At 66.9% G+C, this 17,720-nt stretch carries 14 protein-coding genes; 10 read left to right on the forward strand and 4 right to left on the reverse strand.

The features are described from left to right. The first annotated feature begins 153 nt into the window (after positions 1-153). From nudB to HWX22_RS14220, 7 genes are all read left to right on the forward strand, one after another. Complete coding sequence (gene nudB, locus HWX22_RS14190) at positions 154-648, forward strand: dihydroneopterin triphosphate diphosphatase (protein ID WP_175915860.1); 495 nt, start codon at positions 154-156, stop codon at positions 646-648. Next, on the forward strand, positions 645-1,919 hold the full coding sequence (gene clsB, locus HWX22_RS14195) for a cardiolipin synthase ClsB (RefSeq protein WP_175910659.1): 1,275 nt from the start codon (positions 645-647) through the stop codon (positions 1,917-1,919). The genes nudB and clsB overlap by 4 nt, the downstream gene beginning before the upstream one ends. A 199-nt stretch (positions 1,920-2,118) precedes the next feature. Next, complete coding sequence (locus tag HWX22_RS14200; RefSeq protein WP_006751498.1) at positions 2,119-2,718, forward strand: TetR/AcrR family transcriptional regulator; 600 nt, start codon at positions 2,119-2,121, stop codon at positions 2,716-2,718. A 58-nt stretch (positions 2,719-2,776) separates the two neighbouring features. After that, a complete protein-coding gene (locus tag HWX22_RS14205; RefSeq protein WP_059690653.1) occupies positions 2,777-4,564 on the forward strand; it encodes an acyl-CoA dehydrogenase C-terminal domain-containing protein in 1,788 nt (595 codons plus the stop codon). A 113-nt stretch (positions 4,565-4,677) separates the two neighbouring features. After that, positions 4,678-7,113, forward strand: coding sequence for a 3-hydroxyacyl-CoA dehydrogenase/enoyl-CoA hydratase family protein (locus HWX22_RS14210; RefSeq protein WP_175915861.1), 2,436 nt, complete (start codon positions 4,678-4,680; stop codon positions 7,111-7,113). Positions 7,114-7,135: 22 nt separating this feature from the next. Next, on the forward strand, positions 7,136-8,335 hold the full coding sequence (locus HWX22_RS14215) for an acetyl-CoA C-acyltransferase (RefSeq protein ID WP_059820387.1): 1,200 nt from the start codon (positions 7,136-7,138) through the stop codon (positions 8,333-8,335). A gap of 90 nt (positions 8,336-8,425) precedes the next feature. Further along, positions 8,426-9,193, forward strand: a complete 768-nt coding sequence (locus HWX22_RS14220; RefSeq protein ID WP_059820386.1) for an enoyl-CoA hydratase — start codon at positions 8,426-8,428, stop codon at positions 9,191-9,193. A 22-nt stretch (positions 9,194-9,215) separates the two neighbouring features. On the opposite strand, the gene fdhD is transcribed toward HWX22_RS14220, so the two are convergent. Then, on the reverse strand, positions 9,216-10,040 hold the full coding sequence (gene fdhD / locus HWX22_RS14225) for a formate dehydrogenase accessory sulfurtransferase FdhD (protein ID WP_175915862.1): 825 nt from the start codon (positions 10,038-10,040) through the stop codon (positions 9,216-9,218). A gap of 119 nt (positions 10,041-10,159) precedes the next feature. On the opposite strand from fdhD, the gene HWX22_RS14230 reads away from it, so the two are divergent. Then, positions 10,160-10,642, forward strand: coding sequence for a nitrate reductase associated protein (locus HWX22_RS14230; protein ID WP_059528173.1), 483 nt, complete (start codon positions 10,160-10,162; stop codon positions 10,640-10,642). Positions 10,643-10,679: 37 nt separating this feature from the next. Here HWX22_RS14230 and HWX22_RS14235 read toward each other — a convergent pair whose 3' ends face one another. Then, positions 10,680-11,075 (reverse strand): acyl-CoA thioesterase, encoded by a 396-nt coding sequence (locus HWX22_RS14235; RefSeq protein ID WP_059528170.1) that lies wholly within the window; start codon positions 11,073-11,075, stop codon positions 10,680-10,682. Positions 11,076-11,250: 175 nt separating this feature from the next. Here HWX22_RS14235 and HWX22_RS14240 point away from each other — a divergent pair, with 175 nt between their 5' ends. Continuing rightward, positions 11,251-13,122 carry an ABC transporter ATP-binding protein/permease gene (locus tag HWX22_RS14240; protein ID WP_059528167.1) on the forward strand — a complete coding sequence of 624 codons (1,872 nt, stop codon included), beginning with the start codon at positions 11,251-11,253 and terminating at the stop codon, positions 13,120-13,122. Between the two features lie 209 nt (positions 13,123-13,331). On the opposite strand, the gene murU is transcribed toward HWX22_RS14240, so the two are convergent. Both murU and HWX22_RS14250 read right to left on the reverse strand, forming a co-directional pair. Continuing rightward, positions 13,332-14,054: an N-acetylmuramate alpha-1-phosphate uridylyltransferase MurU gene (murU, locus tag HWX22_RS14245; RefSeq protein ID WP_175915863.1), complete on the reverse strand. Its 723-nt coding sequence runs from the start codon at positions 14,052-14,054 to the stop codon at positions 13,332-13,334. 22 nt (positions 14,055-14,076) lie between these two features. After that, positions 14,077-15,126: a phosphotransferase gene (locus HWX22_RS14250; protein WP_059820383.1), complete on the reverse strand. Its 1,050-nt coding sequence runs from the start codon at positions 15,124-15,126 to the stop codon at positions 14,077-14,079. Between the two features lie 223 nt (positions 15,127-15,349). On the opposite strand from HWX22_RS14250, the gene HWX22_RS14255 reads away from it, so the two are divergent. Then, positions 15,350-17,710 (forward strand): LPS-assembly protein LptD, encoded by a 2,361-nt coding sequence (locus tag HWX22_RS14255; protein ID WP_059820382.1) that lies wholly within the window; start codon positions 15,350-15,352, stop codon positions 17,708-17,710. The last annotated feature ends 10 nt before the right edge of the window (positions 17,711-17,720 follow it).

Here is a 17,720-nt window from a genome sequence, read left to right on the forward strand (position 1 = left end):
GTGCCACAGGTCGTGTGCGCGGCAACGCGTGCACGACATCCAGCGAAAAAGGCGCCGTGGTGCGCCTTTTTCGTTTTTTGCGGTACAGTCGCAGCACTTGCCGCACGTTCCGGCACAGGCCCGGCGCCCGGCCCTGTGCCGCATGAAACAAAGATGACGAAGCCGCCGAAAATCCCCGAATCCGTTCTCGTCGTGATCTATACGCCCGAACTCGACGTGCTGGTGATCAAGCGTGCCGACCAGCCCGATTTCTGGCAATCGGTGACCGGATCGAAGGACGCGCTCGACGAGCCGCTCGCGCTCACGGCCGCGCGCGAAGTCGCCGAGGAAACCGGCATCTCGGTCGGGTCGCACGACGTGCCGGCCACCGCGCTGATCGACTGGCACCACCGGATCGAATACAACATCTATCCGCAATACCTGCATCGCTATGCGCCGGGCGTCACGCGCAACGTCGAGCACTGGTTCGGCCTGTGTGTGCCGCGCCGCGTCGACGTGACGTTGTCGCCGCGCGAGCATGTCGACCACGCGTGGTTGCCGTACCGCGAAGCGGCCGCGCGCTGCTTCTCGCCGTCGAACGCCGAGGCGATCCTGCAATTGCCCGTGCGCGTGTCGCTCGCGCGGGCGTCGCACGGCTCGTCCGCATGAATGCGGAAACCCGCAAGCGCTTCGCGCAATTGCGGCAGATGTTCCTGCAGGAGCGCGGCTCCGCGTCGCGGCTCGCGTTCACGGCCGGCAACACGGTGCGGCTCTGCGAGACCGGCAGCGAATTCTTCCACGCGCTGATCGAACGGATCGATGCAGCACGCGAGCAGGTGATGCTCGAAACCTACATCTTCTGCGACGACGCGGCCGGCCGCCCGGTGTCGGATGCGCTGATTCGCGCGGCGCAGCGCGGCGTGCGCGTGCGCGTGATCACCGACGGCGTCGGAACCGCGCGCCTGCCGCTGTTCGATACGTGGGCCGAGGCCGGTGTCGAGCACTGCATCTACAACCGCTACCTGTTCGGCCGCTTCGGCTTCTCGCGCACGCACCGCAAGCTCGCGGTGATCGATCATGCGGTCGCGTTCTGCGGCGGCATCAACATCGTCGACGACTACGCGCAGGGCAGCGCGACGCTGCCGTTCCCGCGCTGGGATTTCGCGGTCGAGATGGCCGGGCCGGCGGTGTCGGACGTGCGCGCCGCGTTCGAGCTGCAGTGGCACCGCATCCAGTTCGGCCACAAGCCGTACGCGCAGTACGCGGCCGGGCTGCACGGCGGCGAGGCGTTCCCGGACATGTTCCGGCGCTGGATGCGCAGCCACCGGTGGATAAAGGCCGGTGCGCTGCGGGTCGTGACGGAGCCGAGCGTCGCGTTCGTCGCGCGCGACAACGTCGTGAACCGCCGCGCGATCGAGAAGGCGTATCTCGCCGCGATCGGCCAGGCGCGCCAGCGGATCCTGCTCGCGAATCCGTATTTCATGCCGGGCCGCAAGCTGCGCCGCGCGCTGACGGGCGCCGCTCGCCGCGGCGTCGACGTGCGGATCCTGATCGGCCGCAACGAGTTCACGGCGCTCGATACGGCCGTGCCGTTCCTGTATCACGCGCTGCTGCGCGCGGGCGTGCGCGTGGCGGAATACGACAAGACGATCCTGCACGGCAAGGTCGCGGTGATCGACGACAACTGGGCGACCGTCGGCTCGTCGAACCTCGACGCGCTGAGCCTGATGCTGAACAATGAGGCGAATGTCGTGCTGGTGCGCTACGATGCGGTCACCAACGAACTGCGCGACGCGATCGCGGCCGCCTTCACCGAAGGCCGTGAAATCGACGCTGCCCGGTATGCCGCGCGGCCGCGCATCGAGCGCATGCTGAACTGGCTCGCATACAACACGTACCGCATCGTGATGAAGGCGCTGACGGTCGGTGGTTACGACTGACACGGACTAAGCATCCGCTTCAAAAATCTGTCCGCACGTTCGTGCGGAAAAGCCGCTCCGGTCCCGCCGGAATCGCGCAAAATAGCGGCTCGGTTAGACACCGGTTTCTAATAATTTCCTTGTTTCGCGAGCGGCCGCACTCAATAATAGTACGGCCGTTCGATTTTATTTGAACCCCCGAACGGTTACAGAAATAGCTATGCGAAAAGGCGAACAGACGCGTGCCGCGATACTCGAAGCTGCTTTGGACCTCGCCAGCCGTGACGGGCTGGAGGGGCTGACGATCGGCCTGCTGGCCGAGCGCATGCAGATGAGCAAGAGTGGTGTGTTCGCGCACTTCGGATCGCGCGAAGACCTGCAGGTCGAGGTCGTTCGCGAGTATCACCATCGTTTCGAAAACGAGGTGTTCTTTCCGAGCCTGCGCGAGCCGCGAGGCTTGCCGCGCCTTCGGGCGATGCTGGCCCGCTGGACGGAGAAGCGCATCCAGGAGGTGACGACCGGATGCATCTACATCAGCGGCGCCGTCGAGTACGACGACCGGCCTGACAGCCCCGTGCGCGAGCAGTTGATCGCGAGCGTGACGGCCTGGCGTGCTGCGATGCTGCGTGCCATTTCGCAGGCGAAGGAAGAAGGCCATCTGCGTGCGGATACGGATCCGGACCTGATGCTCTTCGAGTTGTACAGCTTCACGCTCGGCCTGCATCACGACGCACGATTCCTGCATTCGCCGGATGCCGTGCGCCTCACGTGGGCCGCGCTGGAAAAGACGATCGTTTCGTATCAGAGCGAGAGCCGTTAGCGGCGCGTGATCCGCCCGCCGGGAGCTCGAGCCGTTTTGCCCACCTTTGGAGAGAGTCATGGGACAGTACGCCGCGCCGCTGCGCGACATGCAATTCGTGTTGCACGAGCTTCTGAACGTCGAAGCCGAGGTCAAGCAAATGCCGCGGCACGCGGACCTCGACGCCGACACGATCAACCAGGTCCTCGAGGAGGCGGGCAAGTTCTGCTCCGAGGTACTGTTCCCGCTGAACCAGGTCGGCGACCGTGAAGGCTGCACGTATGAAGGCGACGGCGTCGTGAAGACCCCGACCGGCTTCAAGGAAGCGTATCGGCAGTACGTCGAGGCAGGCTGGCCGGCGCTCGGCTGCGATCCGGACTACGGCGGCCAGGGCCTGCCCGCGTTCGTGAACAACGCGCTCTACGAAATGCTTAATTCGGCGAACCAGGCATGGACGATGTATCCGGGCCTGTCGCACGGCGCCTACGAATGCCTGCACGCGCACGGCGCGCCGGAACTCCAGAAGCAGTATCTGCCGAAGCTCGTGTCGGGCGAATGGACGGGCACGATGTGCCTGACCGAGCCGCACTGCGGCACCGACCTCGGCATCCTGCGCACCAAGGCCGAACCGAACGGCGACGGCTCGTACTCGATCAGCGGCACGAAGATCTTCATCTCGAGCGGCGAGCACGACATGTCGAAGAACATCGTCCACCTCGTGCTCGCGCGCCTGCCGGACGCGCCGCAAGGCACGAAGGGGATCTCGCTGTTCATCGTGCCGAAGTTCGTTCCGGACGCCGCGGGCGAGCCGGGCGAGCGCAACGGCATCAAGTGCGGCTCGATCGAACACAAGATGGGCATCCACGGCAATTCGACGTGCGTGATGAACCTCGACAACGCGAAGGGCTGGATGGTCGGCGAGCCGAACAAGGGCCTCAACGCAATGTTCGTGATGATGAACGCCGCGCGCCTGGGCGTCGGCATGCAGGGCCTGGGCCTCACGGAAGTCGCGTACCAGAACTCGCTGACGTACGCGAAGGAGCGCCTGCAGATGCGCTCGCTGACGGGCCCGAAGGCACCGGACAAGCCGGCCGACCCGATCATCGTGCACCCGGACGTGCGCCGCATGCTGCTCACGCAGAAGGCCTACGCGGAAGGCGCGCGCGCATTCACGTACTGGTCCGCGCTGCAGATCGACAAGGAGCTGTCGCACGGTGACGAAGCGGTGCGCAAGGAAGCGGCCGACCTCGTCGCGCTGCTCACGCCGATCATCAAGGCGTTCCTGACCGACAACGCGTTCGAGTCGACCAACCACGCAATGCAGATCTACGGCGGCCACGGCTTCATCTCCGAGTGGGGCATGGAGCAGTACGTGCGCGACGCGCGGATCAACATGATCTACGAAGGCACGAACTCGATCCAGTCGCTCGACCTGCTGGGCCGCAAGGTGCTCGGCGACATGGGCGCGAAGCTGAAGAAGTTCGGCAAGCTCGTCACCGAATTCGCGGAAGCCGAAGGCGTGAAGCCGGAGATGGCCGAGTTCATCAACCCGCTCGCCGACATCGGCGACAAGGTGCAGAAGCTGACGATGGAAATCGGCATGAAGGCGATGCAGAACCCGGACGAAGTCGGCGCTGCCGCCGTGCCGTACCTGCGCACCGTCGGCCATCTCGTGTTCTCGTACTTCTGGGCGCGCATGGCGCGTCTCGCACTCGACAAGGAAGCGTCGGGCGATCCGTTCTACAAGTCGAAGCTCGCGACCGCACGCTTCTATTTCGCACGCCTGCTGCCCGAGACGGCGGCGACGATCCGCGCCGCGCGCGCCGGCTCGAAGACGCTGATGGAAGTCGACGAATCGCTGTTCTGACGCGAGTCCGGGCGGTGCGCGCCGCGCGCCGCCCGAACGCAACGGTTCCTGGTACTCACTTCGCCGTGCAGCCCTCACAACCCGCGCTGCACGACATTATCCGGAGACATCCCGTGAGCAATTTCCTGATTCGCAAGGTCGCCGTGCTGGGCGCCGGCGTGATGGGCGCGCAGATCGCCGCGCACCTCGTCAACGCGCGCGTGCCGGTGCTGCTGTTCGACCTGCCGGCCAAGGAAGGCCCGAAAAACGCGATCGCGCTGAAGGCGATCGAGAATCTGAAGAAGCTGTCGCCCGCGCCGTTCGGCGTGAAGGACGACGCGAAATACCTCGAAGCCGCGAACTACGAAGACGACATCGCGAAGCTCGCCGAGTGCGACGTCGTGATCGAGGCGATCGCCGAGCGGATGGACTGGAAGCACGACCTGTACAAGAAGGTCGCGCCGCACATCGCACCGAACGCGATCTTCGCGACCAACACGTCGGGACTGTCGATCACGAAGCTGTCCGAAGGTTTCTCGGACGAGCTGAAGTCGCGCTTCTGCGGCGTGCACTTCTTCAACCCGCCGCGCTACATGCACCTCGTTGAGCTGATCCCGACCGCGCACACGCGTCCGGAGATCCTCGACCAGCTCGAGACCTTCCTGACGAGCATCGTCGGCAAGGGCGTCGTGCGCGCGAAGGACACGCCGAACTTCATCGCGAACCGCGTCGGCATCTTCTCGATCCTCGCGGTGATCACCGAGGCCGCGAAGTTCGGCCTGCGCTTCGACGAAGTCGACGACCTGACGGGCAGCCGCCTCGGCCGCGCGAAGTCGGCGACGTTCCGCACCGCGGACGTGGTCGGCCTCGACACGATGGCGCACGTGATCAAGACGATGCAGGACAACCTCGCCGACGATCCGTTCTTCCCGGTCTACCAGACGCCTGCCGTGCTCGCCGAACTGGTGAAGCAGGGCGCGCTCGGCCAGAAGACGGGCGGCGGCTTCTACAAGAAGGAAGGCAAGGCGATCAAGGTGCTCGACGCGAAGACGGGCACGTACGTCGATTCGGGCGCGAAGGCGGATGAAACCGTCGGCCGCATCCTGAAGCGCCCGCCGGCGGAACGCCTGAAGCTGCTGCGCGAGACGGACCATCCGCATGCGCAGTTCCTGTGGTCGATCTTCCGTGACGTGTTCCATTACATCGGCGTGCATCTCGAGTCGATCGCCGACAACGCGCGTGACGTCGACCTCGCGATCCGCTGGGGCTTCGGCTGGAACGAAGGCCCGTTCGAAGGCTGGCAGGCTGCCGGCTGGAAGCAGGTCGCCGAGTGGGTGCAGGAAGACATCGCGGCCGGCAAGGCGCTCGCGAACGTGCCGCTGCCGTCGTGGGTGCTCGAAGGCGCGGTTGCGGAGAAGGGCGGCGTGCACACGGCCGAAGGCTCGTGGGCGCCGGCTGCGCAGCGTTTCGTGCCGCGTTCGGACCTCGCGGTCTACGGCAAGCAGGTGTTCCGCGCGCCGCTCGTCGGCGAAGCCGGCGCCGACCCGAAGACGTACGGCAAGACGCTGTTCGAAACCGACGCGGTGCGTGCGTGGGTCGACGATCGCGCAGGCGAGGACGACGTCGTGATCGTGTCGTTCAAGTCGAAGATGAACACGATCGGACCGAGCGTGATCGACGGCCTCGTGCAGGCGATCGAACTCGCGGAGAAGGACTACAAGGGCGTGGTGATCTGGCAGCCGACGTCGCTGAAGCTCGGCACGCCGGGCGGCCCGTTCTCGGCCGGTGCGAACCTCGAAGAGGCGATGCCCGCGTTCATGATGGGCGGCGCGAAGGGCATCGAGCCGTTCGTGAAGAAGTTCCAGGAAGGCATGCTGCGCGTGAAGTACGCGAACGTGCCGGTCGTCGCGGCCGTGTCGGGCATCGCGCTCGGCGGCGGGTGCGAGCTGATGCTGCACAGCGCGAAGCGTGTCGTGCACGTCGAGAGCTACATCGGTCTCGTCGAAGTCGGCGTCGGCCTCGTGCCGGCGGGCGGCGGCCTGAAGGAAGCGGCGCTGCGCGCGGCGGATGCGGCAACGGCCGCGAACGCGACCACCGACATCCTGAAGTTCGTCACGAAGTCGTTCGAGAACGCGGCGATGGCGAAGGTATCGTCGTCGGCGCACGATGCACGCGCGATGGGCTACCTGAAGCCGTCCGACACGATCATCTTCAACGTGTTCGAGCTGCTCGACACCGCGAAGAAGGAAGCACGCGCGCTGGCGGCCGTCGGCTACCGTGCGCCGCTGCGTGCGAAGGACGTGCCGGTCGCGGGCCGCTCGGCGATCGCGACGATCAAGGCGTCGCTCGTCAACATGCGTGACGGCCGCTTCATCAGCGACCACGACTACCTGATCGCGAGCCGCATCGCCGAAGCCGTGTGCGGCGGCGACGTCGAAGCCGGCAGCCTCGTCGACGAGCAGTGGCTGCTCGCGCTCGAGCGCCGCGCGTTCGTCGAGCTGCTCGGCACGCAGAAGACGCAGGAACGGATCATGGGCATGTTGCAGACCGGCAAGCCGGTGCGTAACTGAGCGAGCGGATAAGGAGCTTCAAATGAGCAAACAACTGCAAGACGCATACATCGTCGCCGCCAGCCGCACCCCGATCGGCAAGGCCCCGCGCGGTGTCTTCAAGAACACGCGCCCCGACGAGCTGCTGGTTCACGCGATCAGGTCGGCGGTCGCGCAGGTGCCCGGCCTCGACACGAAGGTGATCGAGGACGCGATCATCGGCTGCGCGATTCCGGAAGCCGAGCAGGGCCTGAACGTCGCCCGCATGGGCGCGCTGCTCGCGGGCCTGCCGCAGACGGTCGGCGGCGTGACGGTCAACCGCTTCTGCGCGTCGGGCATCACGGCGCTGGCGATGGCGGCGGACCGCATCCGCGTCGGCGAATCGGACGCGCTGCTCGCGGGCGGCTGCGAATCGATGAGCATGGTGCCGATGATGGGCAACAAGCCGTCGATGTCGCCGCACATCTTCGATCGCAGCGAGGATTTCGGCATTGCATACGGGATGGGCCTGACGGCCGAGCGCGTCGCCGAGCAGTGGAAGGTGAGCCGCGAAGACCAGGACGCATTCTCGGTCGAGTCGCACCGCAAGGCGCTCGCCGCGCAGCAGGCCGGCGAATTCGGCGACGAAATCTCCGCATACACGATCACCGAGCGTTTCCCGAACCTCGCGACGGGCGAAGTCGACGTGAAGACGCGCGAGATCGCGCTCGACGAAGGTCCGCGCGCGGACACGTCGCTCGAAGGCCTCGCGAAGCTGCGCACGGTGTTCGCGAACAAGGGCTCGGTCACGGCCGGCAACAGCTCGCAGACGTCGGACGGCGCGGGCGCGCTGCTGGTCGTGTCGGAGAAGGTGCTCAAGGAATTCAACCTGACGCCGCTCGCGCGCTTCGTGAGCTTCGCGGTGCGTGGCGTGCCGCCGGAAATCATGGGCATCGGCCCGAAGGAAGCGATCCCGGCCGCGCTGAAGGCCGCGGGCCTGAAGCAGGACGATCTCGACTGGATCGAGCTGAACGAGGCATTCGCCGCGCAGTCGCTGGCGGTGATCCGCGATCTCGGCCTCGACCCGTCGAAGGTCAACCCGGTCGGCGGCGCGATCGCGCTCGGCCACCCGCTCGGCGCGACCGGCGCGATCCGCGCGGCGACCGTCGTGCACGGCCTGCGCCGCCGCAACCTGAAGTACGGGATGGTCACGATGTGCGTCGGCACCGGCATGGGTGCGGCGGGCATCATCGAACGCCTGTAAGCGGAGCGGGACAGTAGCGATCACGGTGCGCGAGCCACGAGCTTGCGCACCGTTTTTCATTCCGGAAGAGGAAAGTCAAAGGAGACGGTTGTGGCCGAAATTCAAGTGGAACGCGCCGACGGCGTGATGACGATCACGATCGCGCGCCCGGCGAAGAAGAACGCGCTGACGGCGGCGATGTACCAGACGATGGCCGATGCGCTCGCCGACGCGCAGGAAGACAAGGCGATCCGCGTGATTCTGCTGCGCGGCAGCGACGGCAACTTCAGCGCGGGGAACGATCTCGAGGATTTCCTGAAGGCGCCGCCGAAGGACGAGAACGCGTCGGTATTCCAGTTTCTCGCGCGGATCAGCGGCGCGACCAAGCCGATCGTCGCCGCGGTGCCGGGCATCGCGGTTGGTGTCGGCGTGACGATGCTGCTGCACTGCGATCTCGTCTACGCGGCCGACACCGCGGCATTCTCGCTGCCGTTCGCGCAGCTCGGGCTGTGCCCTGAAGCCGCATCGAGCGTGCTGCTGCCGCGCCTGGCCGGCCATCAGGTCGCCGCTGAAAAGCTGCTGCTCGGCGAAGCGTTCGACGCGCTGGAAGCGCACCGCATCGGCATCGTCAACCGCGTGCTGCCGGCCGCTGAGCTCGACGCATTCGCGGCGAAGCAGGCCGCGAAGCTCGCGGCGCTGCCGGCGTCGTCGCTGCGCGTGACGAAGGCGTTGCTGAAGGAGACGGGCGGGGTGGCCGTTGCCGCGCGGATGAACGAGGAAGCCGGCCACTTCTCCGCGATGCTGCGCGCGCCGGAAGCCCGCGAGGCGATGACCGCGTTCTTCGAGAAGCGCAAGCCGGATTTCCGTCAGTTCGACTGACGCAGCGGCCGGGCGGCCGGCATCAGGCCGTGCCGTAATCGACGTGGCCGGTTTCGCGGCAGAAGCAGACCAGCCGCAGGCCGGCCGCCTTCGCGATCTCGATCGCGAGCGACGACGGCGCGGAGATCGTCGCGACCATCGGGATTCCGACCCGCGCCGACTTGCGCACGAGCTCGTAGCTCGCGCGGCTCGACAGGAACACGAAGCCGTCGGTCGCGTCGGCGCGCGACAGCACGAGCGAGCCGATCAGCTTGTCGAGCGCGTTGTGGCGGCCGACATCCTCGAACGCCATCTGGATCGCGCCTGTTGCGTCGCACCACGCGGCCGCGTGCAGGCCGCCGGTGAGTTGCGTGAGCGCCTGGTGCACCGGCAGCGCGTGGGCCGCGCGGGCGAGCGCGTCGGGCGCGAGGCGCGGGAGAAAGCCGGTGTCGGGCACCCGTTCTGGCGCGAGGTCGAGCAGGTCGATGCTCTCGATCCCGCACACGCCGCAGCCGGTACGCCCCGCGAGCGCGCGGCGACGGTCCTTCAGCGCGGCGAAAGCCTGCTGGACGACCTCCAGATGCACCTCCGCGTGCGGCAGCGATGCATCGGCGTGGAGGATCACCTCGATGTCCTTGATGTCGCTGCCGCGTTCGACGATCCCTTCCGAGATCGCGAAGCCGACCGCGAACGCCTCGAGGTCGCGCGGCGTGCACATCATCACCGCGTGCGAGATGCCGTTGAAGACCAGCGCGACCGGCCATTCCTGGCCGACGTAATCGTGCGCGGTTTCGACGGCGCCGCCGCGCGTGCGGCGCACGGACAGCTCGATCGCGCCGCGCGGTTCTTCTGTTTCAGTCGGTTTCACAAGCACTCCCGTTGATTCGAGGCAGGGTGGCGACGATCGTGTCCGCCGCTCGCGCGCAGAGGTTCTAAAATACCTCAGGCAGGCCGGCCGCGCCGGCATCCGCCACTCAGGTAACGACCATGGGACTCAGCGACGCTCCGCTGCTATTCAATTTCGAACACGATTCGTCGGAAAACCTGACGTACATCCCGATGATCGTGCGTTTCAATCTCGACCGATTCGGTCTGCGGATTTCACTGGAGCAATGGCAGCTGCTGCCGCTCGAGGACCGCAAGCTGCTCGCACGCTTCCCGGCCGACGACGACACCGCGATCGAGCCCAATTTCGATCACGCGCTGTTCGAAATGCTGCGCACGCACGCCGACCTCGAACCATCGTGGTTCCAGCCCGACGAGCAGCCGAGCTGGCGAGCGACCGATTCGGTGCCGGACGCGCTCGTGCAGCAGAGCGCGCTGGCCGGGCTGCCGGCGCCCGCGCTTGCGCAGTGGCAGCGGCTCGCGCCGTTCCAGCGCTACGTGCTGATGAAGCTGTCGCGCAAGCCGAAGCTCAATCACGACTTCCTGCCCGCGATGCGGGAGTTCGGGCTGACGGCCACGCACTGACGGGCCGCGTGCGGCACCGCAGCGCGGCGCGCGCCGATCAGAGCGGCGGCAGTGGCCGCGGCTTGCGGTCGGGGCCGGTCGCGACGTAGGTGAGCGTTGCTTCGGTGACCTTCACGATTTCGCCCATCAGGCGCATGCGCTGCGCGTACACCTCGACGTCGACCGTCACCGACGTGTTGCCGGTGCGCATGATGGTGGCGTAGAAGCTCAGCAAATCGCCGACGAACACCGGCTGCTTGAACACGAACGAATTGACCGCGACCGTCGCGACGCGGCCGTTCGCGCGCTGGCTCGCGGGGATCGAGCCGGCGATGTCGACCTGCGACATGATCCAGCCGCCGAACACGTCGCCGTGGACGTTTGCGTCGTGCGGTTGCGGGACGACGCGCAGCGCGGGCTGCTTTTGCGGAAGTTCGAGGGTCGAATCGGTCATGGCGGGGGCTTTCATCCTGTAATAAATGCGCCGCCGCGCGCAGGCCAGCCGGCGAGGCCGCCGGCAGCGGCGCGTAGCGGCTTCTGCGACAATACAACGTTCGCAAATTGTACGAGAAAGCGGGCGAGCCGGCCGCCATCGCAACGCGTGCCGCGCCGCCGCCGATCCTTCCCCCATGCGCCGATATTCCGCTTCCGGCGAGCCCGCGCCGGCTCAGACCGGGCCTCGCAACGACTGGCAGACCATCCGGTCGCTGCTGCCGTACCTGGCCACCTACAAATGGCGCGTCGCGCTCGCGCTCGGCTGCCTGATCGGCGCGAAGGTCGCGAACCTCGGCGTGCCGGTCGTGATGAAGCGCATCGTCGATCATCTGTCGGCGGTGCAGCAACTCACCGCGCTCGGCCGCGCGGAGCAGTCGGCCGGCATCGTGCTCGCGGGCGGCGTCGGCCTGCTGGTCATCGCCTATGCGCTCGTGCGGCTGTCGACGTCGCTCTTCACCGAGCTGCGCGAGATCCTGTTCTCGAAGGTTACCGAGAGCGCGGTGCGCCAGCTCGCGCTGCAGGTGTTTCGGCATCTGCACGGGTTGTCGCTGCGCTTCCATCTCGAGCGCCAGACAGGCGGCATGTCGCGCGACATCGAGCGCGGCACGCGCGGCATCCAGCAACTGATTTCCTATTCGCTGTACAGCATCCTGCCGACGCTCGTCGAGGTCGGGCTCGTGCTCGGCTTCTTCGTGGTCAAGTACGAGGCGTACTACGCATACGTGACGTTCGCGGCGCTGGTCACGTACATCGTGTTCACCGTGAAGGTCACCAACTGGCGCACGCACTTTCGCCGCACGATGAACGAACTCGATTCGCGCGCGAACTCGCGGGCGATCGATTCGCTGATCAACTACGAGACGGTGAAGTACTTCGGCAACGAGGAGTGGGAGGCGCAGCGCTACGACGAAAACCTGAAGCGATACCGCAAGGCCGCGATCCGCTCGCAGAATTCGCTGTCGGTGCTGAACTTCGGCCAGCAGGCGATCATCGGCACCGGGCTCGTATTCATCCTTTGGCGCGCGACGCAGGGCGTGCTGGCCGGCAAGCTGACGCTCGGCGATCTCGTGCTGATCAACACGTTCATGCTGCAGCTGTACATCCCGCTGAATTTTCTCGGCGTCGTGTATCGCGAACTGAAGCAGAGCCTCACCGACATGGACCGCATGTTCGGACTGCTGTCGGCCGCGAAGGAAGTCGCGGACGCGCCCGACGCGCGACCGCTCGCGGTGGCCGGCGCGCAGGTCCGCTTCGAGCACGTGAACTTCGCGTACGAAGCGTCGCGGCAGATCCTGCACGACGTGACGTTTACGATCGACGCGGGCACGACGACCGCGGTGGTCGGTCACAGCGGGTCAGGCAAGTCGACGCTGTCGCGGCTGCTGTTCCGCTTCTACGATCTCGACCGGCAGGCGGGCGGTGCGATCCGGATCGACGGCCAGGACATTCGCGACGTCACGCAGGACTCGCTGCGTGCATCGATCGGGATCGTGCCGCAGGACACCGTGCTGTTCAACGACTCGATCTACTACAACATCGCGTACGGCAGGCCGACCGCGAGCCGCGACGAAGTGATCGCGGCCGCGCGCGCCGCGCACATCCACGACTTCATCGAGAGCTTGCCGAAGGGCTATGACACGCCGGTCGGCGAGCGCGGGCTGAAGCTGTCGGGCGGCGAGAAGCAGCGCGTCGCGATTGCGCGCACGCTGTTGAAGGATCCGCCGGTGCTGCTGTTCGACGAGGCGACGTCGGCGCTCGATTCGCGCTCGGAGCGCGCGATCCAGCACGAACTCGACCAGATCGCGCGGCACCGCACGACGCTCGTGATCGCGCACCGGCTGTCGACGGTCGTGCATGCGCAGCAGATTCTCGTGATGGACCACGGGCGGATCGTCGAGCGCGGCACGCACGACGAACTCGTGCGCGCGGACGGGCTGTATGCGCAGATGTGGGCGCTGCAGCAGCAGCGCGCGGCGGCGGGCGGGGAAGCGGCCGAGGCCGCGTGAGCGTGGATGCCGCGCCGGGCGGCGCGGGAACGGTCGGTTCGCCGGCCGTTCGGCATCGGGCGGCGTTGCGCCGTCACGGCCGGGCGCTCCGGCGCAGCGTGCTCGGCATTTGATTCAGGAGCGGCCTGCCGGTGATCGGCCGGGCCGTCATCGGCCTTGCGGGCCCTTGGCCGCCGTGCCCTGTGGCTCGATGGCCAGCCGCGAAACGCTCAGCCTGCGGCGGCACGCAGCCGCGCATCCAGTTCGCCCAGCTGCCCAGGCGTGCCGACGTTCTCCCAGATACCTTCATACAATTCACCGCTCGCGCGGCCGGCCTCGATGGTCGCCTTGAAATACGGCGTCAACGGCCGGTGCGTGCCGGGCACGATGTCGCGGAACATCCGCGTGTCGTACACGCCGATGCTGCCGAACGTGACGCGCGGGGCGCCGGCGAGCGCCAGCCGGCCGTCGTCGCGGAGCACGAAATCGCCGTCCGGGTGGAACGGCGGGTTCGGCACCATCACGAGATGCATCGCGGGCGCGTCGAGCGCGGCCATCCGCGCGGCGCGGGCGGCAAGCGTCCGGTAGTCGAATGCGCAGTACACGTCGCCCGCGACCGCCGCGAACACCGTCGGCCGGCCGTCGTGCTCGAGCAGCGGCAACGCCTGCGCGATGCCACCGGCGGTTTCCAGCGCGTCGCCTTCGGCCGAATACGCGAGTCGCACACCCCAGCGCGAGCCGTCGCCGAGCGTTGTCTCGAGCTGTTCGCCGAGCCACGCATGGTTGATCACGATCGTTTCGATGCCCGCGCGCGCGAGCGCCTCGATCTGCCAGACGATCAGCGGCTTGCCGCCGACTTCGAGCAGCGGCTTCGGGCGGGTGTCGGTCAGCGGGCGCATCCGCTCGCCGCGCCCGGCGGCGAAAATCATCGCCGTGGTCAGGGTAGTGCTCATGTTCGGCTGAATGTGAGGGCGGTCAGAACGTATAGCCGACGTCGGCCGCGCCCTTGCCCTCGAGCTCGTCGAGCAGCTTCGCGAACGGCACGAGCGGGCGGTAGCGCAGCGCAACCTTGCGCGCGTACGCGAGGAAGCGCGGCAGATCGTTCAGGTAATGCGGCTTGCCGTCGCGGTAGTTGATCCGCGCGAACAGGCCGAGGATCTTGATGTGCCGCTGCAGCCCCATCCACTCGAGCTGGCGGTAGAACTCGCCGAAGTCCGGATCGACCGGCAGGCCGGCCTTCTTGGCCTTTTCCCAGTAATACGCGAAGCAGTCGAGCTCGAACTCCTCGTCCCAGCTGATGAACGCGTCGCGCAACAGCGACACGACGTCGTACGTCAGCGGCCCGTACACGGCGTCCTGGAAGTCGAGCACACCCGGGTTCGGTTCGCAGACCATCAGGTTGCGCGGCATGAAATCGCGCAGCATGAAGCCCTGCGGCTGCGCATGGGCGCTCGCGACCAGCAGTGCGAAGGTGCGGTCGAGCGTGCCGCGCATCGCGTCGGTGACGGGCTTGCCGAGGTGCCGGCCGACGAACCATTCGGGCAGCAGCTCCATCTCGCGGCGCAGGAATGCCTCGTCGAACGGCGGCAGCACGTCGGGCTTCGAGCTCAGCTGGAAGCGGATCAGCGCGTCGAGCGCGTCGCGCATCAACGGGCGCGCCGCGACCGGGTCGGCCGGATCGAGCACCGAGATGTACGACGTGCGGCCGAGGTCGGTCACGAGCATGAAGCCCGCGTCGAAATCGTGGGCCAGCACGTCCGGCACGTGGTCGCCGGCCGCGGCGAGCAACTGCGCGACCTGAACGAATTCGCGACACTTCTCGGGCGGCGGCGCGTCGACCGCGACCAGCGAGCCGCCGGGGCGCGTGGCCGACGCGACCCGGAAATAGCGGCGGAAACTGGCGTCCGACGACGCGGGTGCGAGGGTCGACAGGTCGAGGGCGAAGCGCTCGGCGAGCGGGCGCAGCCACGCGGTCAGTGCGTCGAGGCGGGCGTCGGGCTGGGATGCGGCGGATGGGGGTGTCATGAAACTCGGCGGAGGGGGGAACGTCTTGCCATATAATACCCCACGACTTTTTTGACGCGCCCCGCGTCAGCTTCCGCCGTGCAGGCTCGCCGCCTGTCGCGCCGTCCGCCCGATCGCCTCCCCGGTTTGCGCTCAGCCGCAGTCGCGGTGCGACGGCGCGGCCCGCCGCGCGCGAATGTGCCGTGCAGGTGCGGTTGACAAGGGGCGATTCGCCAAACGATAGATGCCGCCCAAACCGCTATTCCCGAATGTCTTCCCCGGTGACGGGGCGCCGCGCAAACGGCGGCTCGCGCTCGCGCTACTGGCCGTGCCCGGCCTCGTGCCGGCCGTGTCGTACGCGCAGCTGTCGGGCGCGGCCGCGCAGCCGCAGCCGCTCGACTCGCCGTGGGACCTGCGTCTCGCCCCGCAGCTCGAGGATCATCCGCTGAAGGACGGCGCGAAGCCGGCCACCTTCGTGATTGCCGACCATACGAGCGGCACGGCCGATCAGGACCTCGCCGCGAAGGGCTCGGCCGAGCTGCGCCGCGGCGACGCGGTCGTGAAGGCCGACGCGATCCACTACGATCAGGATACCGACATGGCCGATGCGTACGGCCAGGTCAAGGTAGTCAACGGCGGCACGTCGTTCGCGGGCCCTGAGGCGCATCTGAAGGTCGAGGCGAACCAGGGCTTCATGACGGCGCCGAAGTACCACTTCAACGTGACGGGCGGGTCCGGCAGCGCGGAGCGCGTCGACCTGCTCGACAGCGAGCGCTCGGTGTTCGTCAACGGCACCTACACCGCGTGCCAGTGCTCGACGAACCCCGCGTGGTACATCAAGGGCAGCCGTTTCGACTTCGACACGGGCGCCGATGAAGGCACAGCGCGCAACGGCGTGCTGTTCTTCCAGGGCGTGCCGATCTTCGCGAGCCCGTGGATGACGTTCCCGCTGTCGGGCGAGCGGCGCAGCGGCCTCTTGCCGCCGACGTTCTCGATGAACTCGAACAACGGGTTCGAGCTGACGCTGCCGTACTACTTCAACATCGCGCCGAACCGCGACCTGACGATCACGCCGCGCATCATCTCGCGGCGCGGCGTGCAGACCGAAGCGACGTTCCGCTATCTGTCGCCGTCGTATTCGGGCACGTTTACGGCCAATTACCTGCCCGACGACCGGCTCGCGCACCGCGACCGCTATGCGATCTACTGGCAGCACCAGCAGAACTTCGGCGGCGGTTTCGGCGGTTACGTCTACTACAACAAGGTCTCGGACAACACGTATCCCGAAGACCTTGGGTCGATGAACCAGTTCGTCAACGGGACGCAGACGCTGTACCAGCAGGAAGCCGGGCTCACGTACAACAACGGCCCGTGGTCGGTGCTTGCGCGCTACCAGCACTGGCAGACGCTGCCGCCGTCGATCGCGCCGTACAGCCGCGAACCGCAGTTGAACGTGAAGTACACGAAGTACAACGTCGGCGGCTTCGACTTCGGCGCGGAAGCCGACTATTCGCGGTTCCGCATCACGACCGCCGACGCGACCGAAGGCGACCGCATCGTCTTCAACCCGTACATCGCATACGGCGTGTATGGCCCCGGCTACTTCGTCGTGCCGAAGGTCCAGTATCACTTTGCGTCGTACGACCTGAACCACTTGTCGTCGCGCACGCCGAACAACCCGAAGCACTTCACCGAATCGATCCCGACCGTGAGCTTCGACACGGGCCTGATCTTCGACCGCTCGGTGCGCCTGTTCGGCCAGGACTTCATCCAGACCCTCGAGCCGCGTCTGTACTACGTGTACACGCCGTATCGCGACCAGTCGAACGCGCCGCTGTTCGACACCGCGGAATCGGACTTCGGCCTCGCGGAGATCTACCAGCCGAACACGTTCGTCGGCAACGACCGGATCGCGGACGCGAACCGGATCACGGCCGGCCTGACGTCGCGCTTCATCGATCCGCGCACGGGCGACGAACGCGCGCGCTTCGTGGTCGCGCAGCAGTACTATTTCGCCGACCAGCGCGTCACGCTGAATTCCGGGCAGAGCGCCGTGCTGGCGCGCCACTCGGACCTGATCGTCGGCGCCGCGCTGAAACTCGGCTCCGGCTTCATGTCGGAGACGGCGTTCCAGTACAACCAGAACAACAACCAGCTCGTGAAGTCGAGCGTCGGTTTCGGTTTCAGCCCGGGCGAGCGCCGCGTGATCAACGTCGGCTACCGCTATACGCGTGCGAACACGACGCTCGACAACCAGCCGATCAACCAGTTCCTGGTGTCCGCGCAATGGCCGCTCACGCGCCGCCTGTATGCGATCGGCCGCTTCAACTACGACCTGGCCGCCGACCGGGTCGTCGACGGTCTGCTCGGCTTACAATACGACGCGGATTGCTGGGCGCTCGGAGTCGGTGTCCAGCGGTACGCGAACGGCGTGAACACGTCGGGGCAACAGAATTCGTCGACGCGAGTCATGATGCAGCTGACGTTGAAGGGGCTGTCGAGCGTCGACAACGGTCTCGTGGCCGCATTCCGCGCCGGGGTGCCGGGCTACACGCCGCTGCCGTCCGCGCCGCCGCCGATGTCCCGCTTCAGCAATTACGAGTAACGCCGGCTTG

It is taken from the genome of Burkholderia sp. BCC1638, assembly GCF_902833195.1.
Lineage (GTDB): Bacteria > Pseudomonadota > Gammaproteobacteria > Burkholderiales > Burkholderiaceae > Burkholderia > Burkholderia diffusa.

Bases quoted from the DNA above. Each gene is read 5' to 3' on its own strand.
- nudB (WP_175915860.1), top strand. From the start codon at position 154: ATGACGAAGCCGCCGAAAATCCCCGAATCCGTTCTCGTCGTGATCTAT.
- clsB (WP_175910659.1), top strand. From the start codon at position 645: ATGAATGCGGAAACCCGCAAGCGCTTCGCGCAATTGCGGCAGATGTTC.
- HWX22_RS14200 (WP_006751498.1), top strand. From the start codon at position 2,119: ATGCGAAAAGGCGAACAGACGCGTGCCGCGATACTCGAAGCTGCTTTG.
- HWX22_RS14205 (WP_059690653.1), top strand. From the start codon at position 2,777: ATGGGACAGTACGCCGCGCCGCTGCGCGACATGCAATTCGTGTTGCAC.
- HWX22_RS14215 (WP_059820387.1), top strand. From the start codon at position 7,136: ATGAGCAAACAACTGCAAGACGCATACATCGTCGCCGCCAGCCGCACC.
- HWX22_RS14230 (WP_059528173.1), top strand. From the start codon at position 10,160: ATGGGACTCAGCGACGCTCCGCTGCTATTCAATTTCGAACACGATTCG.
- HWX22_RS14235 (WP_059528170.1), bottom strand. From the start codon at position 11,075: ATGACCGATTCGACCCTCGAACTTCCGCAAAAGCAGCCCGCGCTGCGC.
- HWX22_RS14240 (WP_059528167.1), top strand. From the start codon at position 11,251: ATGCGCCGATATTCCGCTTCCGGCGAGCCCGCGCCGGCTCAGACCGGG.
- murU (WP_175915863.1), bottom strand. From the start codon at position 14,054: ATGAGCACTACCCTGACCACGGCGATGATTTTCGCCGCCGGGCGCGGC.
- HWX22_RS14250 (WP_059820383.1), bottom strand. From the start codon at position 15,126: ATGACACCCCCATCCGCCGCATCCCAGCCCGACGCCCGCCTCGACGCA.
- HWX22_RS14255 (WP_059820382.1), top strand. From the start codon at position 15,350: ATGCCGCCCAAACCGCTATTCCCGAATGTCTTCCCCGGTGACGGGGCG.